Genomic DNA, 19,862 nt, shown 5'->3' with positions numbered 1-19,862 from the left:
TTGTTTTTCTCAGTGTTCGAGAACGGCGCGCAGAAAGCTGCGTGTCCTCTCTTCCTTGGGATTGTCGAAGATTTCGGCCGGCGTGCCCTGCTCGATGATGCGGCCGCCATCCATGAAGATGACGCGATCGGCCACCTGGCGGGCAAAACCCATTTCATGGGTGACGACGACCATGGTGACGCCGGTGCCGGCAAGCGTCTTCATCACGTCCAGCACTTCGCCAACCATTTCCGGATCGAGTGACGAGGTGGGCTCGTCGAACAGCATCACCTTGGGCTCCATCGCCAGTGCGCGGGCAATCGCCACGCGTTGCTGCTGGCCGCCCGAAAGCTTGCCGGGATATTTTTCCGCCTGGGTTTCGATGCCGACGCGGGCCAGCAGTTCGCGGGCCTTTCGTTCGGCCTCCGCGGGCTTCGTGCCGCGTACCCGCATCGGTGCCAGCATGACGTTTTTCAGCACCGTCAGATGCGGAAACAGGTTGAACGACTGGAACACCATGCCGACCTCGGCGCGCACCTTCGCCAGCGCCTTGCCGGGGCCGACCGTAACGCCGTCGACCACGATACTGCTGTCGTCGGAAAAGGCCTCCAACCGGTTGATGCAGCGGATCAAAGTGGACTTTCCTGATCCCGAAGGACCGATGACGCAGACCACCTCGCCTTCGGCAATGTCGAGATCGATGCCATGCAATACCGTGAAGATACCGTAGGCCTTTTTCAGATTGCTGATCCTGATGAGCGGGCTCATGGGCGCTTCTCCCTGCCGAAGCGTTTTTCCAGCCGTGCCACGATGCTGACCAGCGGCCAGAGTAGGGCGACATAGATCAACGCCGCACCGATGAGTGGCGTCGGATTGGCCGACAGTGCTTGCGCCTGGGTTGCCTGCTTCAACAGGTCCGGCATGGCGACGACGGACGCGAGCGCCGTGTCCTTCAGGACGTTGATGCAGTTGTTGGTCAGTGGCGGAATGACGATCTTGATCGCCTGCGGCAGGATCACATCGACCATCATGTGGCGCGCAGAGAGGCCGAGCGCCTGGGAGGCTTCGAACTGGCCGTGCGGAATGGCCTCGATGCCCGCGCGGAAGATTTCGGCGGTATAGGCCGATGAAACCAGCGTCAGCGCCACGACGGCGGAGACGAAGGGGGAGAAGCGGATGCCGACGAACGGCAGGGCGTAGTAGACGACGATCAGCAGCACCAGAAGCGGGATCGAGCGGAAGATGTCGATATAGATCTTGGCAAGAAAGGGCACAGGGCCAGGGCCATACAGCCGAATCAGTGCCAGGAAGAGTCCACCGATCAGGCCGGCGATGATGCTGGTGACACCGATCTCCAGCGTGACCAGCAATCCCGAAAGGAGAAGCGGAAACGTGTCGATCAGGATCGGTATGTTGAAGAAGGTATTGAGCAGGTTCATGAGGCCACCGGCAGTCTGCGTGGATGTGATGGCGGCGTGGCAGCGCCACCATCACAGGAGGTCGCGGTTTACTTGGCGGCAGGCATGTCCATGACCATCACGGTCGAAGTCGTGTCCTCGGCCTTTGCACCGAACCAGGTTTCATGCAGCTTTGCGACAAAACCTTCCTTCTTCAGCGTTGAGATCACGTCGTTCACTTCCTTGGCGAGAGGATCGTCCTTGTTGAACATGACCGAATATTTCTCGCCGGTGGTGATGCGTTCGACCACCTTCAGGTCCGGCTTGTCCTTGACGTAATAGAGCAGGGCCGGGATGTCGCTGATATAGCCATCGATACGGCCGGCGACGAGATCGAGCATGGCCGGCGACAGGCCTTCAAACTTGCGGATTTCGCCCAGCTTGTACTGCGCGGTGTTGTTGGTGGCCCACATGTCTCCGGTCGAGCCGGTGTCGACGCCGACGACCTTGCCTTCCATGCCGGAAAGGCCGGTGATGCCGCTTGCCGCTGTTACCGTCAGCGACTGGTCGCTGTCGTAGTAGGGCTGCGCGAAGGTCACGGATTCCAGCCGCTTTTCAGTAATGGTGATGGAGGACACCGCCATGTTGATACGCCCGGACTGAACAGCCGAGAACAGGCCGCTGAACGGGATGTTGACGAACTCGACCGACTTGCCGAGCCGCTTGCCGATTTCCGTTACGAGATCGATTTCGAAACCAACCGTCTTGCCGGAAGCGTCTTGGAACTCCCAAGGGACGTTGCCGATATTTGCTCCGACGGTCAGGTCTGCAGCGATGGCGGAGGAAGTGAATGTTGCTGCGGCCAAAAGGCCGGACAGAATGGTGGAGGTGATGAGTGTCAGCGCTTTCATGAGGTTCCCCTTGATTTTTTGGCATTAACACGGCTACGCTTGGTCTAACTGGTCAGACCAGTAAGACCAAGGAAGCATGCCTGTTTGGCAATTGCAAGACGTGGTGTCGATAAAATAGACTTGGCGCGGGATTGGGCTCTTCACAATGCCAGAGAGCCGCACCGCAGGGGCAGATGGAAAACACGCAATGCTGAACAAGACACTGGTCCCGCAATCCGTTGCCCGCGAAATCCAGAGCATGATCCAGAACGGCAGTCTCAAGCCGGGAGAGAAAATTCCCTCGCAACGGGAGTTTTCGCAGAAATTCGGGATCAGCCGCGCGTCGCTGCGGGAGGCGTTGCTGACCCTGGAAACATTGGGCCTGCTGAAAACGGAGGCGGGGCGAGGGACCTTCGTTTCCGGGGGGCCGTCTTCCGCCTCCAATCACATGGGTCCTTGGCCATATTCTGACAGTTACTCCGTTTTCGATGTTTTCCAGACACGCATCATGCTGGAAGGGCAGATTGCGGCCCTTTCGGCGGGTCGCCTGATGGCTAACCAGCTTGATCAGATGGAGCGGGCGACACAACAGATGGAAGAAGGATGGGCTAAGCAGGACTTGCTGGCCAATGTCGAGGCGGATCTGGAATTTCATGCCATTATTGCATCCGCCTGCAGCAATGCCATGTTGCGTGCGCTCTACCAGACCGTTCGCGAGCAATTGACGGCGACCCAGCGGCAGCCGATCCCCATTACCGACCCGGCACGGATGAGCGCGTCCATCGCGGAACATCGCCGCATCATCGCAGCATTGCGTGCCAACGATCCGGCCGGGGCGCGACTGGAAATGGAAACGCATATCCGCAACACGGCGCGCTGTGCGGGGCTGGAACCGTGACAACTGACGGCGAGCAGCAACCGGACATCGAAGCGCAATCCGACGTACCGACCAAGCGGATGTTGTCCTGGGCGAAAAATTCGACGGTGTATCGCCTCGGGCGTAAGATGATGACGGAAAAGGAACTTTTCGACGCCGTATCCCGCAAGGCGAAGGAGAAGTTCGAAGACATCACTCCGGCACAGGTGAAGGCGACTGCAACCTTCGCCGTGACGTTCGCCCATGAGATCAAGGGGCTGGACGATGCGGCCTATGCTGGGATCAAGACGCGCAGCGCCGTGCGCAGCGGCAAATCGAAACGCGTCATCGCACAAAAACTGTCGGCCAAGGGCATCGATAGCGAAATCGCCATTGCCGCTCTGGAAGAAAGCAACGACCTGTTCGCGGCGGTCGTCTTTGCCCGCAAGCGTGGCTTCGGCCCGTTCCGGCGCAGCGATCTCGATGAGCAGCGAAAGGTCAAGGAACTGTCAGCCTTTGCCCGGCAAGGCTTCTCGTTCGAAATCGGCAAGCGCGTCTTTGCCATGAGCCGCGACGAGGCCGAGGAGCTGGTGCTGTCGGGGCCGCAATAGTCGGCCCGACTTTGGGAACATAGTCCGGATATCCGTGTTTGGGAAAGGACACAGGGAGATCCGAAATGACCATACCCGCTGATCCAATCCCCGGCCCGGAGACACCCGGAGGCATTCCTACTATTCCGCCTCTGGAGCGGCCGGTGCCGCCGGTCGAGGAGCCGGAACCTGACAGGCTACCCGATGAGGTGCCGGTGCCCAATCCCGACGAAAACCCAGACCCGCCGCAGCATGTCGGTCCGTTCGATGCCATGAGGGATCTGAGCTAGGCACCGTAGACTTGCTCAGTGGTGGCCATACCAGGTGTAGGTACCGTCGGTACCATTGGAATTGTGCTGGGCCTGCCGGTGCATTTCGCGTCTTGTCGCAAGGTCGATGGAAGCCTCGAACAGTCCGCCAAGTCGTTTCAGATCGGATGTCACCAGCGCATAGGCGCTGTCGAACCTGTCGAGATAGGCCTGCTGCTCCTCGACGGTCATGTCGGGAGTGGTGTGCCACGGCGTGTCGTTCGGGCAAACCGGGATCAACGACATTCTGGGGCCAATATCCCTGTGAAACCTGGCAAGCATAAGCCCGGCTCTCGCAAGTTGCCGGCGATAGTCCGGGCGAAGTTCTGTCGCGATCACAAGGCGAAAGGCGTTGACGAGCGTTGTCTTGGATGTCGGCAGGGTGTTGACGTCGAGGATATCGTTCCAGATTTCCTCGCGCCGCATGAAGGCGAGGAAATCGTCAACGAGGAGCTCTGCCTGATCCAGGATTTCGGCGTCCGACAGCAATGCGTCGCCAGAAGTGCCGAAGGGATGAGCATGCGCCATATGGTTCTTCTCCCATGATCTTCATCAACGCGCGTGATTCCAGAAAGTTCAATGACCGTCAGCCCTAGCGTCGGGCGGATTGGGGAAATTGGGCAATACGAGGGAACGAAGTCGAGGGAGGGGCGTTTCGAAAGCCACAACCAGGAGATTCCAATGAAAACGCTCGCCGAACTCTTCGAACATACGCTGCAGGACGTCTATTACGCGGAAAATGCCATCACCAAGGCGTTGCCCAAGGTCGCGAAAGCGGCCAAGGACGCGAAATTGAAGGCGGCGGTCGAGCATCATCTTGAGGAGACAAAGGGCCAGATCGAAACCCTGAAGAAGGTCTTCAAGACAATCGGAAAGAAGCCGGAAGGCGTCAAGTGCGATGCCATTGAAGGTCTGTTGAAAGAGGCCGATGGATTGATCGAAGAGGGAGAGGGCGTAGCGCTGGATGCCGGACTTCTGGCTGCATCACAGGCTGTCGAGCATTACGAGATCGCCCGCTACGGCTCGCTGCGCGAATGGGCCAAGGTCCTCGGAAACGAGGAGGCTCATGTCCTTCTCAGCGAAATCCTCGACCAGGAAAAGGCAACCAACAACAAACTGACCAACCTGGCGGTTACGTCAATCAACAAGTGAGCGCTATGCGGCATTGAGGCCTTGTGCGGCCTGCTTCCGCAGGCCTCGCATCAGAATGCCAAGACTTCGATCGGGTCGCCAAGCCCACGAAGGGGATGGAAACCAAGGTGTTCCATGCCGGCCTGGCATCCCGCCATCTCGACGAAAGCGCGCGACAGAAGAACCGGGCGCTTCAACTCCTTGGTCAGGCTCTCCAGCCGAGATGCGATGTTGACGGCCGGCCCGATGACGGTGAAATCGAGGCGACTGCGCGAACCGATATTGCCATACATCACGTCACCCACATGGACACCTATGCCGTAGCCCAGCGGCTTGTGACCTTTCTTGATATTGGCGGCATTCAGGGCCTCCATCGAGACCTGCGCCTCGCGGATTGCGTGCAGCAGATCGGTGGAGGCGTTGGGGTTGCTCAACGGAAAGATCGCCAGCAGGCCATCGCCCATGAACTTCAGGATTTCCCCGCCGTGCTTTTCGATCGGTTCCGACATGGCGTCGAAATAACCGTTGAGCAGTTCGATGACGTCGTCGCGCGGCCAGAGGTCGGAAATGCCGGTAAAGTCGCGCAGGTCGCAGATCATGATGGCGGCGCCGACGGTCACGCCGCTGCCGCGGGTCGTGGCCCCGGCCAGGATCTGTTCGCTGGCATGCGGGCCGACATAGGTTTCCAGCAAAGTTCGGGCGAGCCGGTTCTTCAACCGGATTTCGCTGACGAGCGCGAAGGCAGGCAACAGATCGGCGAGGAAACGAAGGTCGTCGTCGCTGAAGCCGCCCGGGCGGTCGCTGCCGAAGGTGATGATATGCTGCTTGCCCAGCGTATGCTTGAGCGGCCAAGCGATGTAATCCGTATGCCCTTCGGCCCGGAGTTCGTCATAGAGCGGATAGGCCGGCGACGGGAAGCCGGGTTCCAGATGCTGGCGCACCACAGCGGCCCCGCCGTGGATATCACTCACAGGGCTGTGGCGGAATTGCGCGGTGTCCTCGACCCCGTAACCGAAGGTGCTGATTTCCGCTTCGCGCAGACCCTTGCGCCAGAGAATCTTCGCGCCGAGCCATTGCGGGTGCAACGTCCGGAAATGCAGCGTGCCGCGAGAGACGGGGATCCCGGCCTCCAGCAGCTTGTCGCACAGCTCGACGAAGATGTTGTCGATGAAGCGCTCTTCCTGCGTTTCGGTCATCAGCCAGTCGATAAGGCTGCTGCTATCGACCGACAGCACGTCGCTGTCACGGAGGAGGCTGGAAGTGGTGCCGGGAGGAAATTGCATGGCTACACCGCGTTCTCTTCATCTGTCTGCAAGCCGTGAATCTAGTGACGGCGAGATCGGATTACCAGAGTACAATCAGCAGAAGTATAGGTCGAAAGCGAGTTTCCTGCGCTGGGGCCGGATCTGCCATGGCCAGACAGAATCATGGCGCCGATTGAAAACAATCGACGCCATGGGATTTCGATTAAGCGGCGGCGGAAACGCTGCCTTCCGTCGGAACTTCGGCGATCGTCTTCAGAATCTGCGAAGCGATCTGGTAGGGGTCGCCCTGCGAATTAGGGCGGCGGTCTTCCAGGTAGCCCTTGTAGTCGTTCTTGATGAAGGAGTGCGGTACGCGGATGGAGGCGCCACGGTCAGCCACGCCATAGGAGAACTTGTTCCACGGAGCGGTTTCATGCTTGCCGGTCAGGCGCTTGTCGTTATCAGGACCGTAGACGGCGATGTGGTCCATCAGGTTCTTGTCGAAGGCAGCCATCAGGGCTTCGAAATAGTCCTTGCCGCCGACAGTGCGCAGGTATTCGGTCGAGAAGTTCGCATGCATGCCCGAGCCGTTCCAGTCGGTGTCGCCGAGCGGCTTGCAATGGAACTCGATATCGACGCCGTACTTTTCCGTCAGGCGGAGCAACAGGTAGCGAGCCATCCAGACTTCGTCGGCAGCCTTCTTCGAGCCCTTGCCGAATACCTGGAACTCCCACTGGCCCTTGGCCACTTCGGCGTTGATGCCTTCGTGGTTGATACCGGCAGCGAGGCAAAGGTCGAGATGCTCTTCAACGATTTCGCGGGCGATGTCGCCGACGTTCGAATAGCCGACGCCAGTGTAGTACGGACCCTGCGGAGCCGGGTAGCCGTGTTCCGGGAAGCCGAGTGGACGGCCGTCGCGGTAGAAGAAGTATTCCTGTTCGAAGCCGAACCATGCGCCTTCGTCGTCGAGGATGGTGGCGCGGGCGTTGGACGGATGCGGTGTGACACCATCCGGCATCATGACTTCGCACATGACGAGAGCGCCGTTCGTACGGGCCGGATCGGGGTAGATAGCAACCGGCTTCAGGACGCAGTCAGACGAGCGGCCTTCGGCCTGCATCGTGGAGGAGCCGTCAAAGCCCCAGAGCGGGAGCTGCTCGAGCGTCGGGAAGGATTCGAATTCCTTGATCTGCGTCTTGCCGCGAAGATTCGGAACCGGCGTATAACCATCGAGCCAGATGTACTCGAGCTTGAATTTCGTCATTTCTAACCTCTCATGGGTTGATGATGCGAACCACTGAAAATCAGAACCGTGGCCCGCCGCCAACGGCTGCCCTTTGACATGCATGCGGCGTGCCAGTTTGAAGGCGGCGAGAAAAAAGAGCGATTTTTTAAGCGCGCTGACCATTTTTCGGCCGATTGGTGCAGTGCAAGGTGCTGCGGTGGCCCGAAATTGCGAAGTCACTGGCAAATTTGGAGTTTTTTGGCCAAAACGGCCTCATTTTTCTCAATTTCAGAGTCGTTTTTTTGAGAAAACACGTCGCTTTGCGCGAAATTTGCGCAAAATTCGGGGTAATTTGATTTAAGTGCACACGCACAAAATTTATCTCGAAAATCCCTCCAAAGTGCACCTGCCTAAAAAATGGCCTATTTTTTAGGCTTTGTGATTTTTTTTTAATCAATCCGCGCATTTCCCGCGCAAGTCTGCTATAGTCAAAAAAATCGATCGGATGAGATCGATTAAAAAAGGAAAATGGCAGATGGCAATGATTTCGACTGGCGAGACCGCCATGATATTTCAGTTTCCCGCCGGTGGGCGGAATTTGATGGGCCGCCGCTTTGACAAGCCGGCAACTGTTACCGATTTCCAGCCGAAGAATGTGATGGTTGTCGACTATCACAGCTGGTACCACGATGAAGCGGTCCGCGAAGAACAGAAGCCGAAGTCCTGATCTCGACAGGTCAGCACCGGTTGCCCCGCCCGTAGCCTTCTCATCGATTTCCCTCTCATCGGTGCGCGTTTGACATAGTCCGCGTTTGCCTGAAGTCTGCGCCAAGACTTCCCCGATGTTGCAGCTTGCCTGCCCAGCGTCCATGAAGGGCTTTTCCCACGAAAACCTCTGATTCCAGCGTTCGCCGCCGCTAACGCTTCGCCGTTGCGATCACGTCGGTCCCGCGCAAGCAAGCAGGCGCATCGTGGTTAACAGGCTTTAACGATGCGCTCGTCGTGTGTGACGCATTCTTAATCAATCAGGCGCAAATTAGAGCAGAATCGTCCACGCATGGATCAAAAACACGGTTGATCCGTTGTGCGATAGGAGATTTGGCGCAATCGGCGGCGATGCTGCCGAAGCGGGCTAAGTTCACCGCGAGGCAGGTGGCAGAGCCGGATGGCAAAGGCTGTTCCTGTCCGAACCGAGGTTGTTCGACATGACTGACCATATCATGAAGACGCTCTTGAACATCATGGCCGCGCTTTCGCTCGGCTCAGCCATGATCCTGTTCGTCGTCCTGTAACGGGCGAGAGAAAAGGCTGCGGAGGCCTCAAGCGCCGGGCTTACGGATAGAGATAGTGCGCGTCCCATTCTTCGTGCGGGATCAAATCGCCGATCTTGTACTTGAATGACAGCACCTCGATGTGGTCCGGGCCAGTGCTGCATTTGTATTTGAGCTTGTACCATTCCCCCTTGCTGCGGAAGACTGCGCCCGGCGCTCTGATCTGATCATTTTCGACCACCGGATCCGCAAACGTGTAGGCAATCACCTTATCCGGCTTATAGGCGGTCTTGTCCGCAATGATTTTCCACATCGCTTCCGTGTCGCATCGCTGTTCGAGGCGGGTCTGCGGGTCAAGTTTCTCGAATTGCCGCACCAGCGACTGATCCATGGCAATTGCCGGTCCCGCAATCGCGGTCGTCAGCAGAGCCAAGCACACAAGCCTGTTCATTGCGTCGTAAACTCCTTCGTCATGACAGGAAAGGAAAAGGCTGAATGCGCCTCAGGCCGAAGCGCGCCATGATCCGGCGTTAACTTCAAGGCAAGCTTTGTGTTCATTAAAAGGCAGCACTGCCTCAATCGTGTCGCTAAATCTCGGAAACGTCGATCCATTCGGCCGAAGCGAGGGTAGCCATGCGCTCCGGATTGATCCTGACGGCAGCATGCGGCGCACCGGCGGCGGGGACGACTTCGTCGAACGCCTTGAGCGAAATATCGCAATAAATCTTGTGCGGCTTGACCAGTCCGAACGGGCAGACACCGCCGACGGGATGGCCGGTCTCGGCCTCGACCTCATCGAAGCCGAGCATGCGCGCCTTGGTGGCAAAGCGCGCCTTGTATTTCTTGTTGTCGAGGCGGGCGTCGCCACGGGTAACAATCAGGATCACTTCGTCGGCGACCCGCAGCGCCAATGTCTTCGCGATCTGTGCCGGCTCGACCCCGTGACCTTCCGCCGCAAGCGCGACCGTCGCGGTACTTTGCGTGAGTTCGATAACGTCGATATCGGGCGCATGTTCGGCAAAGAAGGTCTTGACGGAGGAAAGGCTCATGATGTCTCGGGAGATGGAATGAGGAATGACCGGATTTGTTTCAGTCGTCGTTCGACGCGTCAAGGTTTTCCGGACGAATGCCCTCCTGGTCGTGCGGCAGATAGCCGTGGCTGGTGAACCAGTTGACCAGGATAGCGGCGATCGCCTGTTCACGCGTGTGGATTTCGGGATGATCGCTGATGAAGGAACTCAGGGCTTGCTCGATCCGCGGATCGTAAAGGTCGGACATGATATCTCCCATAGGAAAAGGCCCGCCTGGGGGCGGGCCCAGGTCAAAAAGGCGTGTCAGGCGCGTTTTACGATCCTGATCAGCACGAGAAGAATGACGGCGCCGAGGGTGGCGTGGATGATCGCCCAGAGAATGCCGCCATCGGCGCCGAAGCCCAACCGCGGGAAAAGTGCGCCGGCGATGAATGCGCCGATAATGCCGACGACGATATTGCCCAGGAGGCCGAAACCGAAGCCGGAAACGATGACGCCGGCGAGCCAGCCAGCAACAGCGCCGATGAGAATGAAGACGAGGATGCTTTCGATACCCATGGATGGTTCCTTTCCGTTGTATCTCCAAAGCAAGATAGCGCAGCAAAGCGATTGCGATAGAGGCCAGAAGGGAAATTTTCCAGCCGAATCGAGTGCTGGCGAGCCTCGGCTGCATCGACATGGCCCGGAAATGAAAACGGCCCCGGAGCGGACATGCATCGGAGCCGTTTTGTCAGAGGTGTCAGACGATCCCGCCACCGCCACTCTTCGAAGCGGGCCGTTCGCCCGCCACCTTGGCGCGGTAACCGCTCGCCCGGTAAGCGGCGACCGGGGCGATGGCGCCGCCTGCTTCATAGCGTGACATGGCGAGGATCGGTTCGACATGGGTGCGGAAGGCGGCCTTGAGCGTTTCCGTCGCCATCAGTGCGTCGTTGCCGTCCTGATATCCTTCAAGCGCCTTGCGATCGACCAGCAGGGCCTGCGCATAGGCGCGGCTGACTTCGGTCGCGGAGTTCATCAGGCTCTCGATCGGGTCGGTGACATTGTGGCTCTGGTCGAGCATGTGCGCCGGGGCAAAGCCTTCGGCGTTGCGAGTTTCGGCGTCGACCAGTTCGTTGAAGACGAGGAACAGGCGGTAGGGGTCGATCGAACCCGTATCCAGATCGTCGTCGCCATATTTCGAGTCGTTGAAGTGGAAACCGCCGAGCTTCTTGAACTGGATCAGGCGGGCCACGATCATCTCGATATTGACGTTCGGCGCATGATGGCCGAGATCGACGAGGCAATAGGCCTTGGGGCCGAGTTCCTGGGCGATCAGGTAGTTGGTGCCCCAGTCCTGCACCACGGTCGAATAGAAGGCCGGCTCGAACATCTTGTGTTCGGTGAACACCTTCCAGTCCGACGGCAGGGCCGCATAGACCTTTTTCATGGCATCGAGATAACGCTCGAAGCTCTTGGTGAAGTTGGTCTGGCCGGGGAAGTTGGAGCCGTCGCCGATCCAGACGGTCAGTGCCTTCGAACCGAGTGCCTTGCCGATCTCGATGCATTCGAGATTGTGATCGACCGCTTGTTGGCGCGTTGCGGCATCTGCATGGGAGAGCGAGCCGAACTTGTAGGAATGCGCCTGATCTGGTGCGTCCGAGAAGGTGTTGGAGTTCATCGCGTCGAAGCCGAGGCCCAGCGCGTTGCCCTTTTCCTTCAGGCCCTTCAGGTCATCGACCTTGTCCCACGGAATGTGCAGAGACACGGTCGGGGTGGCGCGGGTCAACTGCTGGATGACCGAGCAATCCTCGATCTTGTCGAAGATGTTGCGTGGCTCGCCGGCTCCGGGGAAGCGGGCAAAGCGCGTGCCGCCGGTGCCCACACCCCAGGACGGGACGGCAACTCCGTAAGCCGATACTTTCTCTTTGATAGCATTGATATCGACGCCCCGGCGCGCAAGCTGCGTGCCGAGATGGTCATAGTCCGCCTTCAGGTCGGCGATGCGCTTGGCATTGTCGGCGTCGATGACGTCGCGTGTGATCATCAGTGTCATGTCAGCCTCCGATCAGCGTGTGAACGACTGGGCATTGCCCGCATCGACATTGATGATGTTGCCGGTCGACTTGGCCGACATGTCGGAAGCGAGGAAGTAGATCGCTTCGGCAATGTCTTCCGGGAAGACCGAAAGCTTCAGCATGGAACGGTCGCGGTACATCGCCTCCAATCCTTCCATGTCAGTCTTGTAGACGGCTGCGCGCTGTTCCTTCCACTCACCCGACCAGATCTTCGATCCGCGCAGGACGGCATCGGGGTTGACGACGTTGACGCGGATCTGGGCGCTCGCACCTTCGAGCGCGAGGCAGCGAGCCAGGTGGATTTCGGCCGCCTTTGCCGTGCAATAGGCCGAAGCGCCCGGCGAAGCGGCAAGGCCGTTCTTCGAGGCGACGAAGACGACGTTGCCGCCGGCCTTCTGGTTGCGGAAGATGCGGAAGGCTTCGCGCGAAACGAGGAAATAGCCCGTCGCGAGAATGTCCATGTTCTTGTTCCACAGCGCCAGCGACGTATCCTCGATCGGTGCGGAAGAGGCGAGGCCGGCATTGGAAACGAGAATGTCGAGGCCGCCGAATTCGAGAAGCGTATCGGCGAAGCTCTTGGCGACGGCGGTCTCGTCGGTGACGTTCATGGTGACGGCACGGACGAAATCCTTGCCGTAGCGGCCGCCGAGTTCACCCAAGGCGGAATCGAGAGCTGCTTCGTCGATGTCCGCGAGCACAACGCAGGCACCTTCCTGCATCAGGCGATGAGCGGTTGCCTTGCCGATGCCGCCGGCGCCGCCGGTGACGAGCGCGATCTTGCCGGCCAACATCTTCGGCTTCGGCATGCGCTGCAGCTTGGCTTCCTCGAGCAGCCAGTATTCGATGTCGAAGGCTTCCTGTTCCGGCAGGCCGACATAGGTCGAAACGCCGGAGGCGCCGCGCATGACATTGATGGCGTTAACGTAGAATTCGCCGGAAATGCGGGCCGTCGCCTTGTCCTTGGCAAAGGTGATCATGCCGACGCCGGGGATAAGGTAAACGACCGCATTCGGATCGCGCATCGCCGGGCTGTTGTCGCGCTTGCAGCGCTCGTAATAGGTGGCGTAGCCGGCACGGTATTCGGCGATCGCGGCTTCAAGGCCGGCAAGCGTCTTGTCGATATCCGGATTGGCCGGATCGAAATCGATGACCAGCGGGCAGATCTTGGTGCGCAGGAAATGGTCGGGGCAGGAGGTGCCGAGGGCTGCCAGCGGTGCGAGGTTCTTCGAGGTGACGAAGTCGAGCACGGCCTGGCTGTCATCGAAATGGCCGAGCTTGCGCTCGTCGGCGCTGATCATGCCGCGGATGACCGGCATCAGTTTTTGCGCGATCGCGCGACGTTCGTCCGATGGCAGAACCGGCTTGACCGCGCCGCCAAAGGCCGGCGCCGTGTTGGTCTCTTCAAACCAGGCGATCGCCTTGTTGATGATCTCGACCGTCGTCTCATAGGCTTCCTTGGCGGTGTCGCCCCAGGTGAACAGACCGTGGCTTTCCAGGATCAGGCCGCGCGCGTTGGGGTTCTCGGCGCAGAATTTCGACAGCCAGAGGCCGAGTTCGAAACCGGGACGCTTCCAGGGCAGCCAGCCGATGTCGTCGCCAAAGATCTTCTGGGTCAGTTCGCGGCTGTTCTTGGAGGCGGCAATCGCAATGATCGCGTCCGGGTGCATGTGGTCGACGTGCTTCTTCGGCACATAGGCATGCAGCGGCGTGTCGATCGACGCGGCGCGCGGATTGAGGTTGAAAGTGCAATGGGGCAGGTAGCCGACCATTTCGTCTTCATGCTCGAGGCCGCGATAGAGGCCCTTCAGGGCTTCCAGCTTTTCCATGTAGAGTGTCGAGAAGCCGTCCATCTTGATCGTGCCGACATCGCCGCCGGAACCCTTGACCCAGAGAACCTCGACCGTACCGCCGCCGAGCGGATCCTTTTCCATGACTTTTGCGGAGGTATTGCCGCCGCCGTAATTGGTGATGCGCTTGTCGGAGCCGAGCAGGTTGGAGCGATAGAGAAGCCGTTCCGGCTCGCTCATTCCTGCCGCCTTGCTGTCATCCCAAAGATTGGCAAGGCGCGAGCCTTGTTGCTTGTCGAGCATCTCATTTCCTCCCGGTAATGCCGCGCATGCCCGTGGGTCGGGAGCGCATTGGTTGGCGTCAGATCACATAAAATCCGCGCCGCTGTCAATCACAAACGATCAAAAACAATCATATTGCACTGCACAATGAAAAAATATGACTGATTGTGATTGACAATGCGCGTTCGTGATGGAAGCATAGACACTGTTGGAGGAGCGCAATGCACGAGAAAGAGCGACACAGGATCATTCTGTCAGCTGTCCAGGACAAGCCGGTCATCACCGTGCCTGAACTGGTCGATCTGACGGACAGTTCCGAAGCGACGATCCGCAGGGATATCGCGGCGCTGCATGTGCAGAAGCGTCTTCGCCGGGTGCGCGGCGGCGCCGAAGCGATCAACCCGCCGCAGTTCGTCGGTCTGGCCGGGCGCCCCTTCAGCGTCAATGAGGGCCTGCATGCCCGCCAGAAGCAGGCGATCGCCAAGGAAGCGGTGGCGCTCTGTCAGGACGGCGAGCCGATCATCATCAACGGCGGCACGACCACCTTCCAGATGGTGCATTTCCTCGCCAACCGCCGCATGCAGGTGTTCACCAATTCCTTCCCAATCGCCGAGCATCTGCTGAAGCACTCGAAGAACACGGTGATGCTGTCCGGCGGCACGATCTACCGCGAGCAGAACATCATCCTCAGCCCCTTCGATAATGACGTGACGCGCAATTTCTATGCGCGCCGTATGTTCATGGGCGCCCAGGGCCTTGGCCCGCTCGGTTTGATGGAGGGCGATCCGCTGCTCATCCAGGCAGAGCAGAAGCTGATCGATCAGGCCGACGAACTCGTCGTGCTGATCGACTCGTCGAAATTTCACAAACGCTCCAGCCTCATTCTCTGCGGGCTGAAGCGCATCACCACGGTGATCACGGATTCCGGCATCGAGGACCGACACGTCCAGATGCTCGAAGATGCCGGCGTCGGTTTGGTTATCGCCAATACGAAGCCGGACACGAAGGAAAACGCTTCCTCGACGGCATGATGCCAACGGGGAAGGGGGGAGTTCAAAGGGGGCTTGCGACGGCGTTTCGCCCGAAAGGTAACCGATGAGATTGATAGAACTGAGCCGGACAAGGCGGGCCAATGGGGCTGCGCGCGGCTTATAGGGAGGAGAACGTAATGAAATTTCTGAAGACTTTGGCCCTGACGACCGCTCTGGCGGCAACCATGATGACCGCTCCTGCAATGGCTGCGGAAAAGATCGCTCTGGTGGTAAAGTCGCTCGGCAACGGCTTCTTTGACGCCGCAGCCAAGGGTGCTGAAAACGCAGCCAAGGAAATCGGCGGCGTTGAAGTGATCTATACCGGCCCGACTTCGGCAACCGCCGAAGGCCAGATCGAAATCGTCAACTCGCTGATCGCCCAGAACGTCAACGCGATTGCCATTTCGTCGAATGATCCGGACGCGCTCGTTCCGGTTCTGAAGAAGGCCATGGATCGCGGTATCAAGGTCATCTCGTGGGATTCCGGCGTGGCTCCGGAAGGCCGCCAGATTCACCTCAACCCGTCCGATACCAACCTGATCGGCGAAACCATCATCAAGCTCGCTGCTGACTACCTGCCGGAAGGCGGCGACGTCGCCATCCTCTCGGCTTCCTCGACAGCCACCAACCAGAACGCCTGGATCGATGCTGCCAAGAAGATCCTTCCGGAGAAGTTCCCGAAGATCAACCTCGTCTCGGTCGTTTACGGCGATGACGACTCGGTCAAGAGCACCAACGAAGCCAAGGGCCTGATCTCGTCCTACCCGAACCTCAAGGCCATCATTGCTCCGACCACCGTCGGCGTCGTTGCCGCTGCCCAGGTCGTGACAGACGACAAGCTGATCGGCAAGATCAACGTCACGGGCCTCGCTCTGCCGTCCGAGTTCAAGCAGTTCATCGACAACGGTTCCTCGCAGGCCGTTGCTCTGTGGAACCCGATCGACCTCGGCTACTCCGCTGTCTACCTCAGCCACCAGCTGATCGGCGGCACCGAAGCCAAGCCGGGCGCGAAGTTCTCGATCGGCAAGGTTGGCGAAATCACCCTCGATGACACGAACTCGGCCGCCATGGCTGCCCCGTTCACGTTTGACAAGTCGAACATCGAGGAATTCTCGAAGATCTACTGATCCGCGCATCAATCTGGCCGGCGGCTGATGTCGCCGGTCAGATCCGCGGACGCGGTTTACGCACCGCCTGGCGGCCCGGCCTTTCGGGCGATTGCCGTAACCGATTGAAACGAAGCTGACCCAAATGACATTGCCCCAACGCAAGCCCGAGAGCATGCCTGCATCTTCGACGCCGAGGATCACGCTGTCCGGCATCACCAAGACCTTCCCCGGTGTTCGCGCCCTGCACAAGGTTGCGCTTGAGCTGTATCCCGGTCAGGTCACCGCCCTGATCGGCGAAAACGGTGCCGGCAAGTCGACGCTGGTCAAGACCATGACCGGCATCTATCAGCCCGACGAAGGCGAAATCCGCATCGACGGCGAACCGGTCACGCTGTCCTCCCCGCATGCTGCCTTCAAGCTCGGCATCACCGCCATCCATCAGGAAACGGTGCTTTTCGACGAGCTGAGCGTTGCGGAAAACATCTATCTCGGCCATGCGCCGAAGACCCGTTTCAAGACCGTCGATTGGGGCCTCATGCGCGAGAAGTCGGGCAAGCTCCTGAAGGAGATCGGTGCCGGCCATATCGAGCCTGACACTCGCTTGAAGGATCTCAGCATCGCCAACAAGCATCTCGTCGCCGTGGCGCGCGCGCTGTCGATCGACGCCGACGTGGTGATCATGGACGAGCCGACGGCCGCGCTCTCCTACAAGGAAATCCAGGATCTGTTCGAACTGATGGAACTCCTGAAAAAGAACGGCAAGGCGATCCTGTTCATCTCGCACAAGTTCGACGAAATCTATCGCATCGCTGATCGCTATACGGTCTTCCGTGATGGCGAAATGGTCGGAAGCGGCCTGATCGCCGATACGAACCAGGATACGATCGTCCGCATGATGGTTGGCCGTTCCGTCGAGCATGTTTTCCCCAAGCAGGAAACGACACTCGGCGAAACCGTGTTGACAGTGTCCGGCTACTGCCACCCGACCGAATTCGCCGACATCAACTTCTCGCTGCGCAAGGGCGAAATCCTCGGCTTCTACGGCCTCGTCGGTGCCGGCCGGAGCGAACTGATGCAGGCGCTGATCGGTATCACCAAGCCGTCTAAGGGTGCGGTCCGGATCGGCGATGACATCGCCGTCATCCGCAGCCCGGCGGCGGCGATCGAGAACGGTATCGTCTATGTGCCGGAAGAGCGCGGCAAGCAGGGCGTGGTCGTCGATATGCCCATCGTCCAGAACATCGCGCTTCCCTCGCTGCGTCGCACCTCGAAGAACGGTTTCCTGCGTCTCGCCGAAGAGTTTGCGCTGGCACGCGAATATGCGACGCGGCTCGACCTGCGTGCCGCTTCGCTCAGCCAGAACGCCGGCACGCTGTCCGGCGGCAACCAGCAGAAGGTGGTCATTGCCAAGTGGCTCGCCACCAAGCCGCGTGTCATCATTCTCGATGAGCCGACCAAGGGCATCGACATCGGCTCGAAGGCGGCCGTTCATGCATTCATGAGCGAGCTTGCCGCTCAAGGATTGGCCGTCATCATGGTTTCGTCTGAACTACCGGAAGTGATGGGCATGAGCGATCGCATCATCGTCATGCGTGAAGGCCGCATCGTCACGACAATCGAAAAGAACGACGGCTTCGACGCGGAGACGCTGGTCCGCGCCGCCGCCGGCATTGGGGAGAAAGCGGCATGAAAACCGTTATCCGATCCCGCGAATTCTGGCTGGCCGCCATCGTCGCGGTCATGGTCATCGCAACCAACCTGCGCGCGCCGGGCTTTGCCGCCACGGACAAGCTGGCCGGCATCTTCAACGATACCGCCATGCTGATGATCCTGGCGCTCGGCCAGATGGCGGTTATCCTGACGCGCTCGATCGACCTGTCCATGGCCTCCAATCTGGCGCTCACGGGCATGATCGTGGCGCTGATCAACGCCGCCTTTCCGGCGATCCCGATTCCGGCGCTGATGCTCTTTGCCTGCCTCTGCGGCCTCGCGCTCGGCGCCTTCAACGGTATTCTGATCTGGCTCCTGAACATTCCGGCCATCGTCGTGACGCTCGGCACGCTCACCATCTATCGCGGTATCATCTTCCTGATCGCCGGCGGCCAGTGGGTGAATGCCGACAAGCTAAGCCCGGCCTTTGTGCAATATACCCGCATCGAGTTCCTCGGCCTGCCGGCGCTCTCCTGGTATGCCATCATCGTCGCTATCGCCTTCTTCATCCTGATGACGCGTACCTCGCTCGGCCGCGCCATCTATGCGGTTGGTGTCAACCCGACGGCATCCGTCTATGCCGGTATCGATGTCGGCCGCACCAAGTTCGCGACCTTCCTGATCTCCGGCCTGCTGTCCGGTTTTTGCGGTTATCTCTGGGTTTCTCGTTACGTCATCGGCTCGGTCGAGGTCGCCAAGGGTTATGAACTCACCATCATCGCAGCCTGTGTGATCGGCGGCATTTCCATCTCCGGCGGTGTCGGCACGGTTGCCGGCGCGCTGCTCGGCGCCCTGTTCCTCGGCGTCATCAACTCGGCGCTGCCTGTTATCAACGTCTCGCCCTTCTGGCAGATGGCGATCTCCGGCGCTGCCATCATCCTGGCTGTTGTGCTCAACGCCCGTGGCGAAAAGCGCGGCAGCCGGCTTATCCTTCGTGAAGCAGAGGCCACGTCATGACCGACCTAGCGCATGCAACGCGCCATATCCCCGATCGTCTCGACAGCCCAGCGCGTGCGGCCCTGTACTCCTGGCCGACGCTTCTGCTGATCGTCGGGATCGTCCTGTTCATCGTCAACTCGCTGGCCTCACCGTATTTCCTGTCGCCCTGGTCGCTGTCGGATGCGACCTTCAACTTCACGGAAAAGGCGATCATTGCGCTCGCCATGGCGCTGTTGATCATCGCCGGTGAAATCGATCTTTCGGTCGCCTCGATAATCGCGCTTGCCTCGACCGCGATGGGCGTCGCCCTGCAGTTCGGCGTCGGTGTTCCCGGTCTGGTCGTCATCGGCATCCTAACGGGCCTTCTCTGCGGCATCTTCAACGGCTTTCTCGTCACCGGCCTCGGCCTACCCTCGATCGTTGTCACCATCGGCACGATGAGCTTTTTCCGAGGCATCTCCTATATCGTGCTGGGAGATCAGGCGTTCAAAGGCTATCCGCCGGGCTTCGATTATTTCGGCCAGGGCTATGTTTGGTGGGTGGTGTCCTTCGAGTTCGCACTCTTCCTGCTATTCGCTCTTCTTTATTATGTGCTGCTGCACCATACGAATTTCGGCCGGCAGGTCTTCACCATCGGCAATAATCCGGTCGCGGCGCGGTTCTCCGGTGTGCGGGTCGAGCGGGTCAAGTTCATCCTGTTCTGCCTCACTGGCCTCATGTCCGGCATTGCGGCTGTCCTGCTCACCTCGCGCCTTGCCTCCACCCGTCCGTCGATTGCGGTCGGCTGGGAGCTGGAAGTGGTGACCATGGTCGTTCTCGGCGGCGTCTCGATCCTCGGCGGCTCCGGCACCATCCAGGGCGTCGTCATCGCCGCCTTCATCATGGGCCTCGTCACCTTCGGTCTCGGCCTCCTCAACGTGCCCGGCATCGTCATGTCGATCTTCATCGGTGCGCTCCTGATCTGCGTCATCGCGCTGCCGATCATCTGGTCCCGCACACGCCGCCGGGCGACGCGGTAGGAGGAAGCC

Annotated in this window: 22 protein-coding genes; 10 read left to right on the top strand and 12 right to left on the bottom strand. The window is 59.5% G+C overall.

Going from position 1 to position 19,862, the window contains the following annotated elements; translation table 11 throughout:
* Window positions 1–9: 9 nt before the first annotated feature.
* From ASG68_RS02865 to ASG68_RS02855, 3 genes are all read right to left on the bottom strand, one after another.
* Window positions 10–747, bottom strand: coding sequence for an amino acid ABC transporter ATP-binding protein (locus ASG68_RS02865; RefSeq protein WP_062583305.1), 738 nt, complete (start codon window positions 745–747; stop codon window positions 10–12).
* Window positions 744–1,418 (bottom strand): amino acid ABC transporter permease, encoded by a 675-nt coding sequence (locus ASG68_RS02860; RefSeq protein ID WP_062583307.1) that lies wholly within the window; start codon window positions 1,416–1,418, stop codon window positions 744–746. The genes ASG68_RS02865 and ASG68_RS02860 overlap by 4 nt, the downstream gene beginning before the upstream one ends.
* Window positions 1,419–1,486: 68 nt before the next feature.
* Window positions 1,487–2,287 carry an ABC transporter substrate-binding protein gene (locus tag ASG68_RS02855; protein ID WP_062583309.1) on the bottom strand — a complete coding sequence of 267 codons (801 nt, stop codon included), beginning with the start codon at window positions 2,285–2,287 and terminating at the stop codon, window positions 1,487–1,489.
* 187 nt (window positions 2,288–2,474) lie between these two features.
* On the opposite strand from ASG68_RS02855, the gene ASG68_RS02850 reads away from it, so the two are divergent.
* The 3 genes from ASG68_RS02850 to ASG68_RS30205 all read left to right on the top strand — a co-directional run bounded on the left by ASG68_RS02850 (window position 2,475) and on the right by ASG68_RS30205 (window position 4,002).
* A complete protein-coding gene (locus ASG68_RS02850) occupies window positions 2,475–3,164 on the top strand; it encodes a FadR/GntR family transcriptional regulator (protein ID WP_062583311.1) in 690 nt (229 codons plus the stop codon).
* Window positions 3,161–3,733 carry a recombination regulator RecX gene (gene recX, locus ASG68_RS02845; protein WP_274534199.1) on the top strand — a complete coding sequence of 191 codons (573 nt, stop codon included), beginning with the start codon at window positions 3,161–3,163 and terminating at the stop codon, window positions 3,731–3,733. The genes ASG68_RS02850 and recX overlap by 4 nt, the downstream gene beginning before the upstream one ends.
* Window positions 3,734–3,798: 65 nt before the next feature.
* Window positions 3,799–4,002, top strand: a complete 204-nt coding sequence (locus ASG68_RS30205) for a hypothetical protein (RefSeq protein ID WP_062602600.1) — start codon at window positions 3,799–3,801, stop codon at window positions 4,000–4,002.
* Between the two features lie 15 nt (window positions 4,003–4,017).
* Here ASG68_RS30205 and ASG68_RS02840 read toward each other — a convergent pair whose 3' ends face one another.
* Window positions 4,018–4,548 carry a hypothetical protein gene (locus ASG68_RS02840; RefSeq protein ID WP_062583313.1) on the bottom strand — a complete coding sequence of 177 codons (531 nt, stop codon included), beginning with the start codon at window positions 4,546–4,548 and terminating at the stop codon, window positions 4,018–4,020.
* Window positions 4,549–4,701: 153 nt separating this feature from the next.
* On the opposite strand from ASG68_RS02840, the gene ASG68_RS02835 reads away from it, so the two are divergent.
* Window positions 4,702–5,172, top strand: coding sequence for a ferritin-like domain-containing protein (locus tag ASG68_RS02835; RefSeq protein WP_062583315.1), 471 nt, complete (start codon window positions 4,702–4,704; stop codon window positions 5,170–5,172).
* 50 nt (window positions 5,173–5,222) lie between these two features.
* On the opposite strand, the gene ASG68_RS02830 is transcribed toward ASG68_RS02835, so the two are convergent.
* Together ASG68_RS02830 and ASG68_RS02825 are read right to left on the bottom strand one after the other, a co-directional pair.
* Complete coding sequence (locus ASG68_RS02830; protein WP_062583318.1) at window positions 5,223–6,434, bottom strand: adenylate/guanylate cyclase domain-containing protein; 1,212 nt, start codon at window positions 6,432–6,434, stop codon at window positions 5,223–5,225.
* A 184-nt stretch (window positions 6,435–6,618) separates the two neighbouring features.
* On the bottom strand, window positions 6,619–7,659 hold the full coding sequence (locus ASG68_RS02825; protein ID WP_062583694.1) for a glutamine synthetase beta-grasp domain-containing protein: 1,041 nt from the start codon (window positions 7,657–7,659) through the stop codon (window positions 6,619–6,621).
* A gap of 466 nt (window positions 7,660–8,125) precedes the next feature.
* On the opposite strand from ASG68_RS02825, the gene ASG68_RS32935 reads away from it, so the two are divergent.
* On the top strand, window positions 8,126–8,347 hold the full coding sequence (locus ASG68_RS32935; RefSeq protein ID WP_082478229.1) for a DUF2735 domain-containing protein: 222 nt from the start codon (window positions 8,126–8,128) through the stop codon (window positions 8,345–8,347).
* Window positions 8,348–8,952: 605 nt separating this feature from the next.
* Here the strand turns inward: ASG68_RS32935 and ASG68_RS02815 are convergent.
* The 6 genes from ASG68_RS02815 to ASG68_RS02790 all read right to left on the bottom strand — a co-directional run bounded on the left by ASG68_RS02815 (window position 8,953) and on the right by ASG68_RS02790 (window position 14,066).
* Window positions 8,953–9,342 carry a DUF930 domain-containing protein gene (locus tag ASG68_RS02815; protein ID WP_062583329.1) on the bottom strand — a complete coding sequence of 130 codons (390 nt, stop codon included), beginning with the start codon at window positions 9,340–9,342 and terminating at the stop codon, window positions 8,953–8,955.
* Between the two features lie 136 nt (window positions 9,343–9,478).
* Window positions 9,479–9,940, bottom strand: a complete 462-nt coding sequence (locus ASG68_RS02810) for a YbaK/EbsC family protein (RefSeq protein WP_062583332.1) — start codon at window positions 9,938–9,940, stop codon at window positions 9,479–9,481.
* Window positions 9,941–9,980: 40 nt separating this feature from the next.
* The gene (locus ASG68_RS02805; protein ID WP_062583334.1) at window positions 9,981–10,169 is read right to left on the bottom strand and encodes a hypothetical protein; all 189 of its coding nucleotides are present in this window, start codon (window positions 10,167–10,169) and stop codon (window positions 9,981–9,983) included.
* Window positions 10,170–10,225: 56 nt separating this feature from the next.
* Window positions 10,226–10,480 (bottom strand): GlsB/YeaQ/YmgE family stress response membrane protein, encoded by a 255-nt coding sequence (locus ASG68_RS02800; RefSeq protein ID WP_062583336.1) that lies wholly within the window; start codon window positions 10,478–10,480, stop codon window positions 10,226–10,228.
* Between the two features lie 181 nt (window positions 10,481–10,661).
* Window positions 10,662–11,954, bottom strand: a complete 1,293-nt coding sequence (gene rhaI, locus ASG68_RS02795) for an L-rhamnose catabolism isomerase (RefSeq protein WP_062583338.1) — start codon at window positions 11,952–11,954, stop codon at window positions 10,662–10,664.
* A gap of 12 nt (window positions 11,955–11,966) precedes the next feature.
* Window positions 11,967–14,066, bottom strand: coding sequence for a bifunctional rhamnulose-1-phosphate aldolase/short-chain dehydrogenase (locus ASG68_RS02790; RefSeq protein WP_062609123.1), 2,100 nt, complete (start codon window positions 14,064–14,066; stop codon window positions 11,967–11,969).
* 200 nt (window positions 14,067–14,266) lie between these two features.
* Between ASG68_RS02790 and ASG68_RS02785 the strand changes: the two genes are divergently transcribed.
* From ASG68_RS02785 to ASG68_RS02765, 5 genes are all read left to right on the top strand, one after another.
* Window positions 14,267–15,076, top strand: a complete 810-nt coding sequence (locus ASG68_RS02785) for a DeoR/GlpR family DNA-binding transcription regulator (RefSeq protein ID WP_062583342.1) — start codon at window positions 14,267–14,269, stop codon at window positions 15,074–15,076.
* Window positions 15,077–15,213: 137 nt separating this feature from the next.
* Window positions 15,214–16,203: a rhamnose ABC transporter substrate-binding protein gene (rhaS, locus tag ASG68_RS02780; protein WP_062583345.1), complete on the top strand. Its 990-nt coding sequence runs from the start codon at window positions 15,214–15,216 to the stop codon at window positions 16,201–16,203.
* A 124-nt stretch (window positions 16,204–16,327) separates the two neighbouring features.
* On the top strand, window positions 16,328–17,875 hold the full coding sequence (locus tag ASG68_RS02775; protein WP_062583346.1) for a sugar ABC transporter ATP-binding protein: 1,548 nt from the start codon (window positions 16,328–16,330) through the stop codon (window positions 17,873–17,875).
* The gene (locus ASG68_RS02770) at window positions 17,872–18,852 is read left to right on the top strand and encodes an ABC transporter permease (RefSeq protein ID WP_062583348.1); all 981 of its coding nucleotides are present in this window, start codon (window positions 17,872–17,874) and stop codon (window positions 18,850–18,852) included. Before ASG68_RS02775 ends, ASG68_RS02770 begins: the two co-directional genes overlap by 4 nt.
* Complete coding sequence (locus ASG68_RS02765; protein WP_062583350.1) at window positions 18,849–19,853, top strand: ABC transporter permease; 1,005 nt, start codon at window positions 18,849–18,851, stop codon at window positions 19,851–19,853. Before ASG68_RS02770 ends, ASG68_RS02765 begins: the two co-directional genes overlap by 4 nt.
* Window positions 19,854–19,862 lie beyond the last annotated feature (9 nt).

It is taken from the genome of Rhizobium sp. Leaf453, from assembly GCF_001425605.1.
In the GTDB taxonomy this organism is placed as follows: Bacteria; Pseudomonadota; Alphaproteobacteria; order Rhizobiales; family Rhizobiaceae; genus Pararhizobium.
The sequence above is the reverse complement of the archived record's forward strand: the minus strand, read 5'-3'. Positions and strand labels throughout refer to the sequence as shown.